Here is an 18,943-nt window from a genome sequence, read left to right as displayed (position 1 = left end):
GCTTCTAATATCAAAATATTTATTTAGGTTAATGGTTTTGCTAAATACCTTACCAATTTCTCCTGAAACAAGAATGTCATTTCTTAGTGTCATTTGGGTAGGTTCTAATGTTTCTATTCTACGGTCAAATAAGGGAGATAGGTTGTTCATGCCCTTATCTAAAAATTGAGATGGATTAGGTAGGGTAGTTGAAACTATTGACCAAATATTAGGTTTATCGGGGGATTTCGGTGAAAACATTTTTAGTTCTCCAAATCCTAGATATGAAGAACTTCCATTGTTCTTTGTTATATTTAATCTATAGTAAAGGTATTCTTCGTTATTAGCTATGGAAAATTCTTTTTCTTGTATTGCACTTGTGAATGAAATATTGGTTTGTGTATCCAATATAATCCAATCACTATCATTATTAGAGCCTTCAAAAGTCCAATTTTGGGGGTGAGCATTTAAAGGGATATTTGGGACATTTCCTGTGGAGCGAATTGTATATTTAGCTACTATTTTTTTTGAATCAAATTTATATTTTAGCCAACCTTTTACAATTGATGATGGTGTACACCAACCAAGACTATCGCTTCCATCAAAAGCTACATAAGCGTCATAATTTGCATTATAAATACTACTTGCACTAGCAACACCATTTGGACTTGTATTAGAGGTCATGATTGGAACAATGCTTTCATTGTTCAATTCTCTTTTATTCCACTTCTTATATTCACCATCATGTAAAATAAAAGTTTTATTAGTAGGATTAATCACTCTTGAGCCATCATATGACAAAGTTTTGTATTTAATATCGGTAGGATGGTATTTAAATGGTGTTGCTCCAAAATTAAAGGTTGCAGTACAACCGCCAGTTGATGAGCCAGACGTTATGGCAGGGAATAAAGCCCCTAAAGTTTTTAAATCAGTAAATGCTACACCTTGGTTTACATCATTGACATAGAATGTCAATACACCACCATCTAGATTCAAGTTTACACCAACTGTATCTCCTGCTTTAAAAACTGTGCCATACGGTAACGATATAGATTGTGCTCCATTCCATTTCGTTCCAGTCAAGCTATAGTAGCCTCTAGATGTAATCAAATTATACGTAGTACCAACTGATTCATTAGTTATGACGTTAACCATTGCATTTGTAAGCTGTTCAAATGTTATCTCATAATACCATTTACCACTACTTCTCCCTAATGATGCTCTAGCAGTACCAAACGCATCGACAATTACAGCAGTCATATTGTCATTCTTCAAAGTAACATTATTTCCCTTATTGATTGGGTCTAGTGTTACTACCATGTTTGTTTCACCTCTAATCTATCAATCTTTACCCAATCATCAAGAGTAACTTTTTTTCTGTGCAAACTTCCTGTGTCTGACCAAGTTTTGTCTAGTGTCATATCATACTGATAGTCACGTTTAAGACTTAGTGAAGAAGTACCTTCTTCGTAGAAATCAAGCTCACCAATTCCTGAATAAGTTGCATGACCATTGTTATCAGACCATTTAATTCTATAGGCATGGTATTTTGTTATACTTGATAGTGTGTATACTTTTTCTTCGCTCGTTGTAGTCCAAATTTGATTAGTTTGTTTATCCAAATCTCTCCACTCACCATTGACACCATCTGTAGTATCATCACTCCCTTGGAGAAACCAATTCTTAGGCATATATGATATTTGACTACTACTAGTAGAACTTGTAATTTTATATTTGGATACTCTCTTTTTACTGTTAAAGTAAAAACCTAAAAATCCACTTGTTTGACTTGCAATAGTGCAAAAGTAAGTTGATGTACTTTTATCAAAAGCGTTCCAAACGCTATAACTAGAACTAAAAATACTAGAAGCAAAAGGGAATCCTTCTGAGGTAGGCGTATTTGATGTTAATTTAGGTACTATATAACTACCTTCTTTAACTTTTTTTACTTCAACAAACTCATTTGTCTCAAAGTCTGAGCTTGAGATAATAAATTCATCAGTTACAAAGCCTGCAAATAAATCTATTCTCACTTGAATAAATTGTTTAGTATCAGATTGAATAGTTCCATCCATTGCTATAGCAGTCCAATCAGACCAATCATAGTTATTAGATGAAACTCTTGTTAATACTGCGAAAGAGCTTGCTCCATTGTTTGTATTAGTTGTAAATACCTTTTCGAAATCCTTGAAAGTATCGCCTAAGTCAATAACATCAGAAGTCCAAGAGCCTTGTTCTGTGAAAATAGGTCTTCCTTGACCATCAGTATCAACTTGTAATAATTGAAGAAATCCTGTTGTCTTGTTAATTTCAGTTCTATCATGAGTTCCTGAAACACCGATAGGCAACCCTATTTCCTTCTTCTCTAAATTACCGCCTATAACTGTCATAAGTACATCTTCCTTTCTTTGTATTAAATGTGAACTATACTACCTTCTTGTCTATCTCCTGTATCAACAGACTCTACTCCACCAATAAAAGCAATGAAATCACCACTTACTTTTGTGAATGAATTGCCCAAAAATAACACAATGAGCTTTTTGTTTTTAGGTGCTTTAATTTCTCCAACTTTAGCGTCTAATCCTTTACTAACAAGATTATCTACTAGTTTCTCAAGTGAGTATTTTCCTGTGTCTATTGTGTAGACTTTCTCAGTGGAAGACTCAAATAAAGAAAGCTTGTTGTTAGCTGTTGTTATTTCTAATGAATCATTTTTATCAGGTAGATTTAGCCAAAATCTTTTCATGTGCATTTTCCTCTCTAGTTGATTATTTGATAGTCCAATTAATTTGACCTGCTCTATTGACCTCTAAAGGTGCTGAGAAGCGCTCGATTTCAATCCCTCTAGATTTTAATACCAAGTGACCATTCATAGGTTTATTGGAAGTCATTTTAATCTCAATAAAAGGACTTTCACCATTTTCTAAAGGAAGGGAAACGATAGGTTGAAAGAATAATTGAACCTCTTCTTTTTCGTATTTTGTTTTGTAGCCAAAGTTAATTGACTTTATATTTGATTTCTGAATACCTTGAACATTGTTGTAATCAGCGTAAGCTTCTTTATATGTTATAAGGTCTTTGTATGCAAAGTTTGTTGTTAAATGATAAACCTCTGAATTATCATCAATGTACTCGATTTCAATTCTTCTACCATTTAGGTTAAAAGAACCGTCAGACATTTCAAAAAATAGTTTCATCCCTTGACCGAACAAGCCAAAGCGAATAACCTGATTTCTTTGAATTAAATAAAAATCATTTTGCTTGTGAGTAAGTAAGTCATACTCAGCATAGTCTTTTCCATTTGCATATTCAGCGTTCCAATTAAAAGGAATACCGATTGCTTGAGTGCTTCCTGCGTTTGTGAATAACATTGTTATCAATCTCCTTCATTGTATTGAAAGTATATTTTTTTGGTGGGAAAATTCCCATAATAAAAGGGTAGGAGAGATTATCCCTTACCCGATAAAATTACTCTTTTATTTCCTGAATATTATTATGTTACTTTTAAACGTAACGATAAGAAACACGTTGTACTAACAGGTTTTTACCTGCTGACGCTGTGATTGGAACATCTGCGTATACAGAAATCTTAACAAAGTTACCGCCTGCCATGTTTGCGTTAGTTCCGTTAACATCAGTATCGTTAGCTAAACCTAAAATCTCTTTAGCGTTTGGTGTTTTTTCAATTTTGACTGATACAAACTCTACTGTACCACTGAATACAGGATTTCCTTCAACTTTCACCCATGTTGGCTCTGTGTTGTCTAAAGTTCCTGCTTTAATTACTTTGTAAATGAAGCCGTTTGCTACTGTTGGTTGAACATAAGTGTCTAATGTCAATGTTCTTCCACCTGTAAACACTTGAGCATTTTTAGCGTTAACGTTTGTAGTAGTGCCTGTAGTTCCTAAATCTTTAGTTCCAGATGGGTTAGGTGTACCAACTCCACCTTTACCAACAGGTACAAATGCATTTGCTCCTGTTTCTCCTAAGCTATCTACACGAACTCTGAACCAGTTGTCTCTAACAGCTTCAACAATGTTGCCTGTTGAGCCATCCCCACCTTGACGGTCACGAGTTGTGAAAGTTACTTCTTCCATTTTAGGGGCATCTGTTAATTCACCTCTGTTATTCCAAATGTAGAAGACCTTAGTAGCTGATTGAGAATCTGCGTCAACAGTACCGTAGTTTATTGTGCTTTCCACCTTGCTTGCCATTGTATTTGTTCCTTCATGCCATGATACTATTGGTGTATTTGCCATTATTAAATTCCTTCTTTCTAGTTAATTTTAATCTTTATGTTTATTGTTAGGTTATAAGTGTCTGCATTAAAGGTAGTCACTTTTAACCTGAACACATCATTTTCTTTCACTGTTGTCTTCACTAATCTGTGTAGCCCATTGTCTTTATGACTTCCTGCATTAATGTTGACAGGGGCGCTAATAATAGAAGACCAAGTATCGAAGTCATTAGATATTTCAACATCTATTGCTGTGTCAACTGTACCTTTTTTTGAAACAAAGGCTTTTACATCTAAGATTTCTCCATTGTGGGGGAATACTACATGAGGGTCTTGAACACCTTGTAGAACTTCTTGAGGACAAATAAAAACAATAGTTCTGTAATCTGTTTCAACGCTAATATCTTCCATTTTGATATAATGCTCTTTTGACATAAGACCATCATATTTATCTGTAGCTTTAGGAACGTTACCACCTAAAGCGTCAATTGGAATCCACTCTTTTCCATTCCAACGATAGCGAATACCTGTATCATGTACCTGAACTGTCCAACCAACAAGTGGGTTAGGGTACTTTCGAGCTATATCATCTTGTGTTTGTACATAAGGCTGATATATTAATACAGTAGTTTCATAAGCATCTTTGATAAGCTCAATGTATTGGAGAGCTTTATCGTTTGTATGAAGAACTATATCGGTAGCTTCTTTTGTTAAGTTTGTAGCAATAATCATGTTCTCTAAAACTTCTTCAAAGTTTGCTGTTTGACCGATTAATTCTTGAACCTGAGATTTAGCGTCCTCAATGATTTTAAATAGTGTCTCTGTGCTATCTGTACCATCATAGTGAATAATTCTATTAGAAGGGTATAGAATAACACCTCTACCTTTATACACAATAGAAACTGTGTCAGCTTCTTTGTCTGTATGGAAGTAGACAAATCCATTTGTATAATCACAATAGAACTCATTTTTCCCTATGGTGTTCTTAATAAACTTTTCATAATTTATTTCGAACATGTTTGCAATCCTTACTCGATATAATTCATCAGGAATCTCTAAGAGAGCCACACGTTGATTTACTACACGAGTAATGTCTAATCTATCAACGAAAGGGTCATTAGGTGTTCCTTTTCGCCAAACTATGTGAATAGGATTGTTAAAATCTAAATAATTTATAGGTTGTTTTACTGTCAAATTCTCACCTTCTTTATTAACCTATTGTTACAGTAGAACTAGCTCCACCACTAATCTTAGAGCTAGTTCCTGCATGTGTTGTAACAGTAGAGCCATCAATAGCAACTGATTTACCATTAATAAAAACATTCTTACTATTCCCAACTGTTACTGAGCCTTGAGCGTTATTATGAGAACCACTAACATATGTGCCACCACTAGGTATGTTATATGTGTCATTCTCTGTTGTTTTATCACCTTGTACTATCGGTGCTTTTCCCTGAATAGTCACATTGGTAACTGTTGATACTGCTTTTCCTTTGACTGTTGCGCTAGTTTGTTTGTTCACATCTTTATAGATAGGTTTAGAATCCCAATCTACACACTGACCAAATTGATTCCATGCTACACAATAGTCAGGGGTTTGACCTTGATATTCCTCAATGCTATAGGTGATATGGTTATTTGCAGTAGACTCAGAAATTGTAGCGTCATTTAAAGCTATATTTGCCATATATAATCCTCCTAGTTTAAGCTAATCTTAGTCCCTTTGACTTCTACACCACTTGCAGAAATCTTGATATAGTTGTTAGTGTCAAAGCGAATCATTAGATTGTCATTTTCAAGTGAAATCCAAGAGTATTGACCAAACTGCATCTTAGCATCCTGACCTTTAACAACTCTGAAAAACTCATATAAATCAGTTTTTGCAACGAACTTTTTATCAGAGTGGAATCGAACTCCACCTTTAGATTCAAAGTAAACTGCCTGACCTGAATCATCTGTATCAGTTTCATTGAAGTAGAACTTAGTCATAACTCCATTAGGTGCATCATATTCAATAGCAAACTTTTTATTGTCTTTGTAGACTTTTGCTTGCTCAGAACCACTACCATAACCTCTACCATTTCCTGCACCGAAAATCATAATAGGGAAGGATGTATCGCCTGTGCCTTCAAAGGTAAACTCTAGTTTTGTTTTTTCACTATCTGAGAAGAAAGTATTAAATCTCATAAAGTTTTTGGCAATATGGATAATATCTTGTTTTGTGTTTCCTTTGCCAAGTGTTTTTAGACTATTTACTGTTAAATCAGAAATATATGAACCATCAATATCTTCAATCATTTTATCATCATCACCCATGATATAAAGCTTTTTAGCAAATAATGAGCCATCAGTATCAACCCAAAATCTATCTTCGCCACTCTTAGTTTTAATTCTAATAGCGTCATTGGCATTTAAGAATATATCAGCGTTTTCACCATAGATTGAAATACCTTTTTCATGGTCAAAAGTGATTCTCTCACCTAAGTCACCATCAACAATTTTTAAGTTGTGAGTAGTAATGTCTTTTGCATAAAGTCTTCCATCCAAACCAACCCAAAACTTTCTATCTCCATTGACTTCAATTTTAATGCCATCATTACCGTTAAGGTAAATTACAGCACCGTTGTTGTCACCTTTAATTGTGATACCATCGTACCAATCAAAAATTATTTTGTCGTTCATGTTTCCGTCAACAATTCTTAAATTGTGAGTTACAAGACCTTCTGCGAATAGTGTTCCATCTTCCCACATAGGGTCATCTAGAGTAGCAAATAGCTTACTAACCCATTTACCTTTTTCCCATTTTTGAAGTGCAAGACCATTGGTAGCATTTAAGTACGCTCTATATCTCCCATCACTACGAACAGCAATAAAGCCATATTTATCCATGATTAAGTTGTTGTAGTATTTACCCATGTTAATACCTGAGTAGAATATTGAGTCTTGAATAAATTGTTTAAGCTTTGTGGATTGGTCATGGTAGTCTCTGAACACTTGAATGAAATAACCTCTATCGGTGATTTCGCTCGTTTGCTCCATTAGTGGGTTTTTATGGTCGATTACTAGATTTGAGGCAGTAGTGATACCTTTGTCTGTAATAGGAATGAATTGAGACAGATAGTTTACAAGTTTTGTATAAGCATCTATAAGGGGTTGTGTATTGAATAGGTCAGGTGCTACATATTTAGTAGGGAATTTTGAGCCATCCCATTCACCTTCAAAGTCTACTTCGTTATCTCTTTCACTCTTTCTATACTTTTCAGCATGAGCGAGTAGAGCTTTGTAGTCAGCATGTATTTTGTGTAAATCTGTAGCAATCTGTAGCTTTTCTAAAGTAGTAAGCTTTCCATCTGCAACGATTTTGTCTAATATAGCGATATTAAAGTAGTTGTTTTCAGCGTCTAAGATAAGTTCGCCAACATTGTTGACAATTTTAATACCTTCTGCCACAATATCTTTCGTGTAAAGTGTACCATCTGTATTAGCCCAAAATACTTTTTGCCAATCATCGTCTTTCCATCTTGAGATTGCAATACCTGTACAGTCAGTTATTTCAACTTTATTAACTGTGTTCCATGATTTTAAACCGAAACATTCACCTGTTTCTTGACGAATAATATTATCGAACTTGTCTCTTAAATTATCAGATACAAGACCAAGCCACATAACTTCTTTACCATCTGCATTGTAGATAGTTGTACGAGAGCCTTGAGTTTTCCAAGCTCCTGATTCATCTTCGATATATAAATTAACACCTGAGATAAGTTTACCGAAGATATATTCTCCCCAAATACCATCTTTAGAGATTGCGTGTTTCCATGTGTTACCACCGTCATTAGTGATTGCTAAGAATCCATTTTGAATTACTAGCCAACTCTGAGGGTCGTCAAGTGCCTTAACGATAATACCACGTTCTGAGATAGTGATTGTTTGGTCATATCCTGCTAGTACAGCTTGCTTTAGGCTATCCCACTTGTTATTAATTAAATCATTAATCTTTCCGTTGTTTTCTTTAGATAGATTCCAACCATCTTTATCCATGCTCACAATAGTAGAAGTGAGGTCAGCTTTACTAAGCAAGTCCATTAGCATATCGCTACCATCTTTAAGGTCTTTCTCATTAGCAATAGTTAAAGAGATTGAGAAGTTCTCGAAGTCATAGTTAATCTCAATGATTTTTGCTAGAATATTAACTTTGAGCCTATCGTATCGTATTCTAATGCTGTCACCCAAGCCTAATTTATCCCAATCATTCTGACATTCTACAACAGATAAGAAGTCAACTAGACTTACAGTTAGCTTGATTTTTGGCTCTTGATTTTGTTTGAATACTGTCTTAGACTCTTTTAGTAAATCCTCAGGTCTAGTAATAGAATCGTTTGTGTATTCTTGTACAATGATAAACTCTTGTAGTTCTGCCCATTCATCATGAGTGAAGTTAATAGAGGGTTTAAGCTTATCTAAGTGAGCTTGTTTCTCACGTTCTGCATCCTCTACATCGAATCTAGCATTATCAACTACAGTTTTCTGAGCAGATTCCTCAGCTTCTTTTGCTCTTAGCTTTTCAATTATCTCAGTGTGAGCTTGAGTACCTTCTTTAGTACCACTGTCATTAAAGTCATTTGTACCCCAAAAGTTCTTGTCTGTTTGGAACTCAGCTAAAAGAATATCTCTCTCATTTTCGATTAATATTCTATCTACTGTGATTAGAGAAAGTCTATCGTTTTCGATAGTAAAGATTTTCTGTAGTTCAACTAGTTTCTTAGAGATAGCCTCATAGTCACTATCTAAGCTTTTAATCAGTTCTTCATATTTTGTAAGTGCAATACAAAGATTATCACTCATATAGTCAGAACTTTTGATTACTTTGTTTGTAGCACTATTATATTCAAATGGAAACATGAAAAAAGAGAAGTCCTGTATATAGTCTTCTCCTAGTGGGTTTATTCCTCTGAATGTCAAGCCCTCTGAACCAAATGCTCTTAGGCGAGTTGCTGTCGAGCTACTATCAACTGATAAATCAAAGTTCTCCAAATACTTTCCATCACGAATGTAGAAGCCTTTGTTCAATCCAACATTCTCAGGTCTAAAGAACTCAATAACTAAATCCTCAGTATTCCACTTTATTACAGCGTTCCACTTGGTAGCCATGTCATAAATTACTTCTAATAGAGACATTGAAGCTACATTGTATTTCCTTTCGGCAGTTTCGGAAGTAGTGAAGTAGCTGTCAACATAGCCAATTGTCCAACGCTTAATAGGCACTTCTAGCAATTTTCCATAAACATCATCAAGAACACCCTCAGCAACATCTTTTAAGTTACCGATTTTTTCATATTCTCGTATATTTTTGTCGCCTAATTGAACACCTAACGAGTAGGCTTTATACTCTATATAGTCTTCATCACCATAAACTTTATTAGATTCATTGAAAAGGAAATACTCAGTTTTTGTACCAACTACATATTTGAAAATATATCGGTGTTTAATTCGCTCAATGTTTGGGTTATCCATAGGAACATCATCTTTAATAATGATTGTTGGAATCTTGAATGAAAGCTCATTGACTGTACTCAACTTAGTATAGTATTGTACATCGTAGGCTTCATTGATTTTGGCGATAATACTTTTGTTTGGCTTACATAAAAATAGACTTTTTTTGGGTAGTTTTAGGTCATAGTCAATTTCACCTATTTTCTTCACTGTTCATTCCTCCTGCTTATTCTTGTAGTAGTATTGCTTTGTGTCTAATATCGAGGTCAAAGTCGCCCTCAGAAGTAATGTAGTTGTTTCCTCTGATTAGTTCTAGGTATTCATCATTGTGTGAATCATATCTATAAACACCATTAACTTGATTGCTTGAAACAATTTCCTCGTTTTCGCAATCTATATAAACTTCTTCATTGTTGTTTAGCTCTTTGAACTCAACTCTTTGACCTGTGGTAAAGTTGATGATTGCAATATCACCTTTGCCATTTTTCTTCCTAATCCATATCTTAGGCTTAACAGGTAAGTCACCGACATTTTCTACATAGCCATATGGTTTTAAATCCATTTCAAAGCTTTGTAGGTAAGGTTTAACAGCTTCGCTATCAGCAACCATAGTTATCTGAAATTGGATATATAGTCCTGCTAGAGTGTATTCATCTAATAGGTCATAGGAAGTTGTGTACATTCTTTTCCAATCAGTCCAATCGTTTTGATTGTAGGAAACCCTAAAGTTATACTCGACTCTTTGGTTATGAATGTTTATCAATGTTTCTTTTATGTTTGCAATATATTTATCCAAACTATTAGAGATAAAGAAGGGAGGGGAGATATAAGCCCCTCTAGGGACACTTAAAGTAGACCAATTTGCCATATTATCACTCAACCTTACCAAAAGGTCTAAATTCAGAAGATATGTCAACTTGTCTCCACTTAATTGTCGCTTCTTTTCTCCAAACTACAGAGCCATCAATAACTGTGCCACTTGTTGGTACACTTGACCAAACAGGCTCACTTGTACCTGTAATACCTGCTGTCTCGCAAATGTAGTAGAATAGTTTACTACCATTTACCGCAAAGACAACATCATTTACTTGATAGTTGTAGTTAGGAAACCACTTGTTACCGTTAGCGTCATAGAACTCAACGCCATTACCGACAAGAAAAGTAGGGGATTGAACCATACTTTTCCCTGATGTGACACAGCGATAAATATTACCATTGTCAGGTTTTGCTTTGATTTCTTGACCTACAGTGTAGCTATTTTTAGGTTGCCAAGTAGGGGCATGTTTACCCTCACGAATGTTAACCCAACCAACATATCCACCGATAACAGGGTTGCTATTCCAAATTATCTTACCTTTTTCAATCGGTTGACCATTAGCTAGACTATCAGGTGTAGTTGTTGCTTCTCTTAAATACTTTTCTACTGACATAAAGTTTTCACCATATTTAACAATGGTTTCTTTAATATCATCAGTATCAAATGTTGAATTAGTAACAATATCTAGTTCTAATCCACCTTTTGTTTTTTCCATTATGTTATTCCTCCCCAAGTAGTATTAGTTGCATAAACATTTCCCCACGTTGAGAGGGTAGTAGTAATTGTTAATCCATTAGTAGTGTTTTGCATATTGCTCATTTGTCCTAAATCAAAGTTGTTTATATCTAGCTGAACTTTAGAACCAATATTAGAGTCTCTAAGCTCAATGTTTTCTTTGGTATGTTCAAACGAATAGCTGTATGGTGAATCACATCTAATATCTAATTCTATATATCCTTCATTCAACCCATTGTGGAATATCTGAGGTTCACCCTCAAATATTGCATAAAAAACTCTGTTTGGGTTTGAGTCAAACACGAGTGGCTTATAATATGGTTGGAAGAACCAACGTGCTAATTTTCTTAGTGTTTCTTTGTTTTCCCAATCTGCAATAGCAAAAGACAAACTAAAAGAGAGTGGTTCATGTTCCACTCTCTGAAAGTAAGGTTTTTCACGATTTGCTATTTTTTTCTCGATGATTTGTCTGTTAGGGAGGAAGTTTTCTTCGAATAGACCATCGTCACTCCAAGCAATAAAAACTCCCATATCCTCAGAAGAAACTCCATCATATATAAACTGTATTGATTGTTTCATTTATCGTTTTCCTTTCTCTCTTAATAGTCTGTTTTTAATTTGGTCGCCCAATTTATCAATATCGCTCTTAGTTCCATTGAACTTATCAATATTGACATGAACAACAGTTGAGTTATCTGTTGATGTTGGTGTACTAACTGTGCTTACCTTTGGTTGAGTAGGGAGGGCAATTGCACCGTTGATAGTTCGCATTATATTGTCCATGATAGAAGAAATGCGTAACATGCGTTCTGTATCAAGAGGGTTGCTCACAATCTCATTTTGGTGAAGTAGAGCTAATCTACCACCTTTACCATCTGAGCCACCAGTAGAGCCAAAGCCTTTAGTCATACCACCTACATCCATACTAGCAGGAGAGCCAATAAAGTCATTAGATTGATTTAATCTAAGATTACTAGCATAACTTATTAACATATCTTTAAGCTCAGTAAAGTTAACAGCACTTGTGTTGTCCAACATGAATTGCCCAAGCTCTGCCTGTTGCTTACCTGATAACTTACTAAGTGATTGGTCATAGGAAACGTTAGGGGAGATAAGAGAAGTATGCTTCCTTCCTGAATCAGCAATTTTTGTTGCTGTTCCATTAATGGCATCTTTTTTGGCTTTAGTGTTAGCTCGAGGCATTAGATACTCTTTCATGTATTTTGCAAGCATTACTTGCTTATCACCATGAGTCATAACTTTCCCTTTTTCTGCTGTTTGACCAAACTCTTTGATGTAATCTAAATACTCTTGTGTAGAGAAACCACTATTACTAGCGTTTTTATCGAAGTATCCACCAACTTGAGATAACTGTTCTTTTGACATTGAGTCAAAGAGAGAACCTAATGATTGGTTGGCGTTTATTTTAGAGTCTTCTTTTCTACCTTCGCTTGCGAGTTTATTAGCTTTATCTTTAATGTTTTTAATTCTAACTGCATCTGTTTGAGGATTTAGTTTACCTGCAATTTCCTCGTTCATAAACTTAGCTAAAATAACCTTCAAATCAGCTTCGCTTAGCGCTTCTTTTTTGCCTGCATTTTCAACTGTTTGGTTAGCGTCAGATTTACCGTAGTCGCCTGTTACCTTTTTTTTAAGTGCTTCTACTTTTCTAACTTCTTTTTCAACTTTTTCAATTTCTTTTGAAAGTTCTTTCATTTTATCAATAACATTTTGACGTATAGTAGCTCCAACAGCTTTCATTGTTCCATCAAATGTGTCCTGAAGGTCAGGTAGGCTATCTGTTAATAGCTTAATATGCTCTGCAAATTTAGCTTCAACCTCAGCGAAGTTTCCTGCTAAGATGTCTTCTCTCATTTTAGCGAAATATTTTTCATCGTTTAAAAGGTCAGCATAATATTTTTCCCAATATTTTTTTTGCTTATTAAGAGATTCTAGAACATCCTTAGAATATTCATCCTCTTTCTCCTTTAGGTCATCAATATGTTCTGTTTTTTCGTCAAGTAAATCATCAAGCTGTTGCTCACGAAGGTCTTTCTCATATTGATATTTTTCTTCATTAATTTGTTTTTCAATCTCTGCAATTTGTTTTTGAAGTTCTTCTTTCTCTTTGATACCTTCATAAGTATTCACATTAGAAAGAAGGTTTAATTTATTTTGCAACTCTTGCTTTTGAGTGTTTAGTTCTTCTAATTTATTGCCATGAGTTCTATCTCTATCAGAATCAGCAATCTCTCTGCGTTTAGCATCAATGATTTTAGTGTAAGCTTCAAGCTCTTTGTCATACTGTTTCATCACTTTTTCGTGACGCTTTTCCTCAGCTTCAATAAGTTTGTCAAGAGCGTCCATTTGAATATCTTTAGCTTCATTGATAGCATCTTTTAAGGCATCTATAATATCATTTGCAAGCTTTTCACGCATTTCCTTGACTTTATCATCAATTGATTGTGTAAAGTTATCAATGGCTTCCTGAGTGTCTTTAACAGCCTTCTGAACTTCGAGGTATGCTAAAGCATTAGCTTCAAGTTGTTCTTCAAGGTCTTCAAGTTCTTTTGTGCCTAAGTCCATGCCTTTCATTTTATCCTTAGTATTGAACTCTTGTTCCTTAATCTCTATAAGTTTCTTTTGAAGAAGTTCCATATCATCTTCAAGAGTTTTCAAGTAATCTCCTGAGCCTTCTTCATATAATCCTCTTAGTGCCTGATTGTAGTTGAGTTCAAAATCAATATCATCTATCCTAGTATTAGAAGCAATAATAACAGCTTGAACCATTTCATAGTTTGTTTGGTGTAAAGCTTCATTAAGTTCAACAAGACCTTTTTTAAGTTCATCTGCTCGTTGTGTAAGCTCCTGATACATTTCAATTGTAAGATTGCCTTTACTTAGCACTTTGTTGATATAATCAAGTTCTGCTTTAGATGTTTTAATTTGACCTTGACGAGTGTTTGCCATGATTTCAAGAGTTTTTCTATATCGCTCACTTGTTCTATCAAGTGATTGAATTTTAACTTCCTCCCACTCAAGAGTTTTGGAATAATCATCCATTTTCTTGTCGAAGCCTGCTAATTTACCGCTAATGATTTGATTGTAGTATTCCTTGATTTGATTTTGAGACTCCAACATTTGTTGTTGTATCTCAAGTCTTTTATCAAGTAGCTCGTCTTGTTGTATGTCAGTTAATCCACCTAAGTCATACATTTTTTGAATATATGCGTATTCATCTTGATAGCTTTTCAGCTTTCGTTGTTCCGCAGTATATTGTTTGTTAACGCTGTTTTCGTACTCTTTGTTGTACTCAAGCATGTTTTTTTGAAGCTCTGCTTGTTTAGCAATACCTAAGTCTTCAATATCTCTATTTCGTTTGTAAGATTCCATTTGAGACTTGATAGCTTGGAAGTCATTTTCTTGCATTCTATCATTATTAGCCATTATAGTTTGTCTAATAGATTCTGATTCAGATTGCGCTCTAGCGTAATCATCATTGCCTGAACCACCACCTGCTGTAGCTCCTGAGCCTGCATGAGTGTTGTAAGCGTTGTTTGCATAATTAACTCTGTTGTTGTGTCCTTTGCTACCTGCTTTTTCTCCACTACGCTCATAAAGAATATTGAAGTTTGAAGCATGTTCTGTAGCAGTTAGTGTTCTGTTTAATGAGTGTAGGGCTTGTTTTTCCTTACCTTGAAGCTCTTTCCACATGAAGTCTAACTGCGTTCCTAAATCGTTTGCACTAGTGCCTTTGCTCTTTGCGAAAGAGTTAAGTTCTGATAGTCTGCTACCTCGCCACTGTGCAATACCAAAAGCGCTACCCTCAGCGTTTCTACCTGCTGTAGAGCTAAAGCTAGATTCTTGTTGAATATTCCCCATAATCCCTGCAACAGCACTATCGCTAAGCCCTTTAGATTTAAAGAAGTTCCAAACTGTGGCTTGTGCTGAACTACCTGAGCTAACTGAACTAGCTTTTGTTTGAGAATACGTTTGAACGCCACTACGAGCGCTTTGAGCGTAGCTAGTTGGGTCAATCCAAGTGTTACCTTGTTTAACTCCATAGTGAAGGTGAGAGCCATCACCGCCTTTACCTTTGACAACATTACCTGTGTTACCGATAGTACCAAGCTTAGTACCAACATCAACAACATCACCAATTGCAACAGCGATACTATCTAAGTGAGCATAGAAGTGTTTAAGACCATTAGAATCCATAACATAAACATAGTTGCCTGAAACACTGTCGCTTCCTTTTGCTACTACTTTTCCTTTGACATTGGATTGTAATAAATCACCGATTGCTCCATCAATGTCGATGCCTTTGTGGTTGTCTGCTCGTGTAGCCCAATTAGAGGTAATCTTACCTGACCAACCTTTTGGCGTAACATTTTCAAACGTAGTATAGCTTGAGCCACTAGAAGTACCTTGAACACCTGATAGGTCTTTTAATTTTTGGTTAAGTAGGTCATTTTGTTGTTGAATTAATCTGTTTTCATCTGCAAGAGCTTGTCGATACTGTTTAGAGTAAGTAGGGTATTTCTTTTGTCTACTTTCAACCTCTTTTAAAGAAGTGTTAATCTTATCTAATGTTAGAGCATACTTTTTAGTAATTCTATCTAACTCTGAAATCTCTTTAGTAGATTCCTTAGTTGCCTTAGCTCTTTCTTCCTCACGTTTTTTAGCAGTAGAAAGAGAACTATTTAAGCTATCTGTACTAGTTTTTACTTCACCCATTAAGCCAGTAATCTTACTAGATGTTTCATCTAGGTAAGCATCAATTTGTTCACCGATATCAGGAGTTTCCATAGTTGGAAGCCACATTGAGTGACCTGTTGATTTAAGAACACCTTTATCAATTAGGTATGAAATTTGTTCAGAAGAAAGCTGATTTGTTTTTTGGTATTGCTTTTGAATCTCAGCTATTGCTTCTGCCTCTGCTTTAAGGTTTCCTATACGTGCAAAAGCTTCATTTCCTTGTTGTAACGTATGTTTTTCTTCTTCGTTTAAGATTCCTTTTTTAGAAAGCTCGTAACCTTCAAGTAGTGCTTTAACAGCTTCGTTTTCAAGACCAATCATATCAGTTCTAACTTCATTGTTTCGAGTTAGGAGAGGGTAGAGCTTGTTAAGTGTATTAAATGTTTCTTTAAGTGTCTTTGTTTCCTGAGCAGTTAGGTTAGTCTTAGCAGATAGTTGAGAGTAAATGAAAATTAAATCATCTACCTTATCTGTTTGCGCCTGAGAAACACCAACGATTTTTTCGCTTGCTGAATTAAGCTCTTGTAGCTTTTCTATTTCTTTATCAATCTCATCTACTAATCCGCCATTAGCTATTACTAACTTTCTAGCTTCTTCTTGGCTTTTGCCTTGAGACTTCATTATTTCGATAATAGCGTTATTATGCTCTGTTTCTTTGACAATTACATTATCAAGAACTTGTGCCCAATCATTGTATTGTGCAGATCCTTTTTTAATGCCTGAATCAACTAAATTTTTAAGAATGTCTCCCTTAAGTTTTTTAGTAGATTCACCGAATTCTTTGAATTCAGCATCAACTTGTTTGACATCAGTAGTAGTACTGTTTTTCATTTTAGTGATTTCTTTTGCTAAATCATCAAAATTTTGTACAAGCGTAGAATCTTTATTATTTAATGCATAAGTTACAACATCATTAAATTTCTCTAAGCCTTTTTCACTTTTAGATAGGTTGATAACACTTTTCGCAACATCTTCAAAAGCTTCTTGTCCTTCTTTAGAGAAGCCATATGAAGTCTTAATAACTTCATCTAATTTTGTTGTGTAACCTGTTTTAAAGACATTCATACCTGTCAAAACATCTTGTTGCCCTTGTAGAAGCTCTAGTTGTATACTTTGTAAATAATCTTTTGTATTAGTTAGTTGTTTAACTGAACGGTCAGATAGGTTGTCTTCGGTTTTATGATTTAAAGCATTATTGATCTTTTCAATTGCTTTGGATACTTCTTCGAGATTTTTAAGAGTATTCTGACCAAAACCATCTTCACCAGTTTTTAAACCATTAAGGAAATTGCCTTCAAGCTGACTGTTTAAATACTCCATCTTATAAATCTTTTGATATGCTTTTCTAAGTTTTATATCTGAGTTTTTATTGGCATCTTCAATAGTATCTCGTGCTGTATCTTCTGATTCCTTTTGTTCAGCTTTAAGTTTTTCAGCATTAATTTTCTTTTGAATCTCAAGCTCTTGCTTTAAGATTTCAACTTTAGTCTGAGCTTCTTGAGAAGAAACGATAATACTATTACCAAATTCATCTTCTCCTTTTTTTAAGTCAGGGAGAAGTTTAGCTATTTTATTTTGAGTATCAAGCAATTCATTGTATTCTTTTGAATTAAGGTTATCACTATTAGAAGAAAGTTTACTATATTTGGATAATAAGCTATCAATAGCTTTTTCATTGTCTGCAAATGACTTGACCTCTTGCTCATTTTTAGCTCTAAGTTCTTCCTTAGCTTTTTTAGCTTCCTCATACCTAGCAGTAAGAAGTTGAATAGCAGTGCCTGCTATCATACCAGCAGCACCAAGACCACCAAAAGCAAAAGATAATAAATTAGCAGCTTTAGATGCTTTGTTCGATGCTTCTGTTGCTTCGTTATTTTCTTCTTTTAACTTTGAGTATGCTTCTATTGGTGAAGTAATTGCTTGGCCAAGCTCTATAACTTTAGCTGAAAAGTCTGAGACTCCCTTTCCCAAATTGGTATCCTCAGACGTATTTTTTTTCAAGTCAGTCACTTTAGTATTAATATCTACAAGAATAGAGCGGAGTTCTTTAAGTGCTCCAATAGTTCCATTAAAGTCAGTAGGAGGTGACGGTATTTCTTTTACATTAGAAGGGGCTTCTTTAACAGTAGCTTGTACTGCTTTTGAGCTAACGACAGGTGTAACATTTGCGACAACATCAATTTTGAACTTCGGTAAAGACATTTTATTAATCTGTTCTGAAATGCGTAGCTTCGTTTTTTCAACATCAAGCTCCATAACAGTTTTAAGACCTTGTAGTTCTTTCGTTTCAACAGTGTCTTTAATATGATTAAATGCGCCTTTAGCAAGTTCTAGTTTTACTTTTACCTTAGCGAAAATAATTTGTTCTAGGCTTTTATTAATGTTTTGGACACTAGCCTTTTTTTCTAGAATAAGCTCAATTGGTTTTTGGTTTACTTTAACAGTCTCTATAAATTTGTTAATATTTGCTTTAGATTGTTGATAATTTACACCAAACGAAATCTGTAGTGGTTGCACCTCAATTTTCTTTAAAGCACTTTTGACTGTAGTTTGTGTTGCTTGTTCATTTACATAGAAAATCAAAGATTTCTTAGCTTGTTTTTGGTTGTTTAGGAAAGTTTGAATGTTTGCTTTACTTTGTCCAACTGCAACATCAAAACTAAGGTTAATGTTTTTATTTTTATGCTTGTCTAAAAATGTTTTGATGTTTTTATTAGATGCACCAACATTTACACCAAAAGTTAGTTTTTTATCTTTCATTTCTTTAGATAAGAATGTATCAATCCTTTTTTTGGATTTATCTTTATCAATATCTAACGAAACCAAAAACTTTACTTCGTTATTTGTAATACTCAAAATGTTTAGCTCCTTCTTTATTCGTCGTTGTGCAACTATTTTGTTGCAGTCTAAAACCCTCAAGTAA

At 34.6% G+C, this 18,943-nt stretch carries 12 protein-coding genes; all 12 read right to left on the bottom strand.

Annotated features, from left to right (window positions below; translation table 11 throughout):
• The coding region (locus tag ACIQZA_RS13670) for an SPRY domain-containing protein (protein WP_402881909.1) at positions 1-1,299 on the bottom strand (1,299 nt) is incomplete at its 3' end.
• Positions 1,293-2,369, bottom strand: a complete 1,077-nt coding sequence (locus ACIQZA_RS13665; RefSeq protein WP_402881907.1) for a hypothetical protein — start codon at positions 2,367-2,369, stop codon at positions 1,293-1,295. The genes ACIQZA_RS13670 and ACIQZA_RS13665, both read right to left, overlap by 7 nt.
• Before the next feature lie 23 nt (positions 2,370-2,392).
• Complete coding sequence (locus ACIQZA_RS13660) at positions 2,393-2,725, bottom strand: hypothetical protein (RefSeq protein ID WP_402881906.1); 333 nt, start codon at positions 2,723-2,725, stop codon at positions 2,393-2,395.
• A gap of 22 nt (positions 2,726-2,747) precedes the next feature.
• Complete coding sequence (locus ACIQZA_RS13655) at positions 2,748-3,350, bottom strand: hypothetical protein (RefSeq protein ID WP_402881904.1); 603 nt, start codon at positions 3,348-3,350, stop codon at positions 2,748-2,750.
• Positions 3,351-3,483: 133 nt separating this feature from the next.
• A complete protein-coding gene (locus ACIQZA_RS13650; RefSeq protein ID WP_402881902.1) occupies positions 3,484-4,239 on the bottom strand; it encodes a hypothetical protein in 756 nt (251 codons plus the stop codon).
• A 17-nt stretch (positions 4,240-4,256) separates the two neighbouring features.
• Positions 4,257-5,411 (bottom strand): hypothetical protein, encoded by a 1,155-nt coding sequence (locus tag ACIQZA_RS13645; protein WP_402881900.1) that lies wholly within the window; start codon positions 5,409-5,411, stop codon positions 4,257-4,259.
• Between the two features lie 16 nt (positions 5,412-5,427).
• A complete protein-coding gene (locus ACIQZA_RS13640; RefSeq protein WP_402881898.1) occupies positions 5,428-5,904 on the bottom strand; it encodes a PAAR domain-containing protein in 477 nt (158 codons plus the stop codon).
• An 11-nt stretch (positions 5,905-5,915) separates the two neighbouring features.
• Positions 5,916-9,920 carry a phage tail protein gene (locus ACIQZA_RS13635; protein WP_402881896.1) on the bottom strand — a complete coding sequence of 1,335 codons (4,005 nt, stop codon included), beginning with the start codon at positions 9,918-9,920 and terminating at the stop codon, positions 5,916-5,918.
• A 16-nt stretch (positions 9,921-9,936) separates the two neighbouring features.
• Positions 9,937-10,578, bottom strand: a complete 642-nt coding sequence (locus ACIQZA_RS13630) for a hypothetical protein (RefSeq protein WP_402881893.1) — start codon at positions 10,576-10,578, stop codon at positions 9,937-9,939.
• A gap of 4 nt (positions 10,579-10,582) precedes the next feature.
• Positions 10,583-11,242, bottom strand: coding sequence for a hypothetical protein (locus tag ACIQZA_RS13625; RefSeq protein WP_402881891.1), 660 nt, complete (start codon positions 11,240-11,242; stop codon positions 10,583-10,585).
• Complete coding sequence (locus ACIQZA_RS13620) at positions 11,242-11,841, bottom strand: distal tail protein Dit (RefSeq protein WP_402881889.1); 600 nt, start codon at positions 11,839-11,841, stop codon at positions 11,242-11,244. Before ACIQZA_RS13620 ends, ACIQZA_RS13625 begins: the two co-directional genes overlap by 1 nt.
• Positions 11,842-18,876, bottom strand: coding sequence for a phage tail tip lysozyme (locus ACIQZA_RS13615; protein ID WP_402881886.1), 7,035 nt, complete (start codon positions 18,874-18,876; stop codon positions 11,842-11,844).
• Positions 18,877-18,943: the final 67 nt, after the last annotated feature.

Source organism: Lysinibacillus sp. NPDC096382 (genome assembly GCF_044762845.1).
Lineage (GTDB): Bacteria > Bacillota > Bacilli > Bacillales_A > Planococcaceae > Lysinibacillus.
This window is presented reverse-complemented; position numbering and strand designations above follow the sequence as displayed.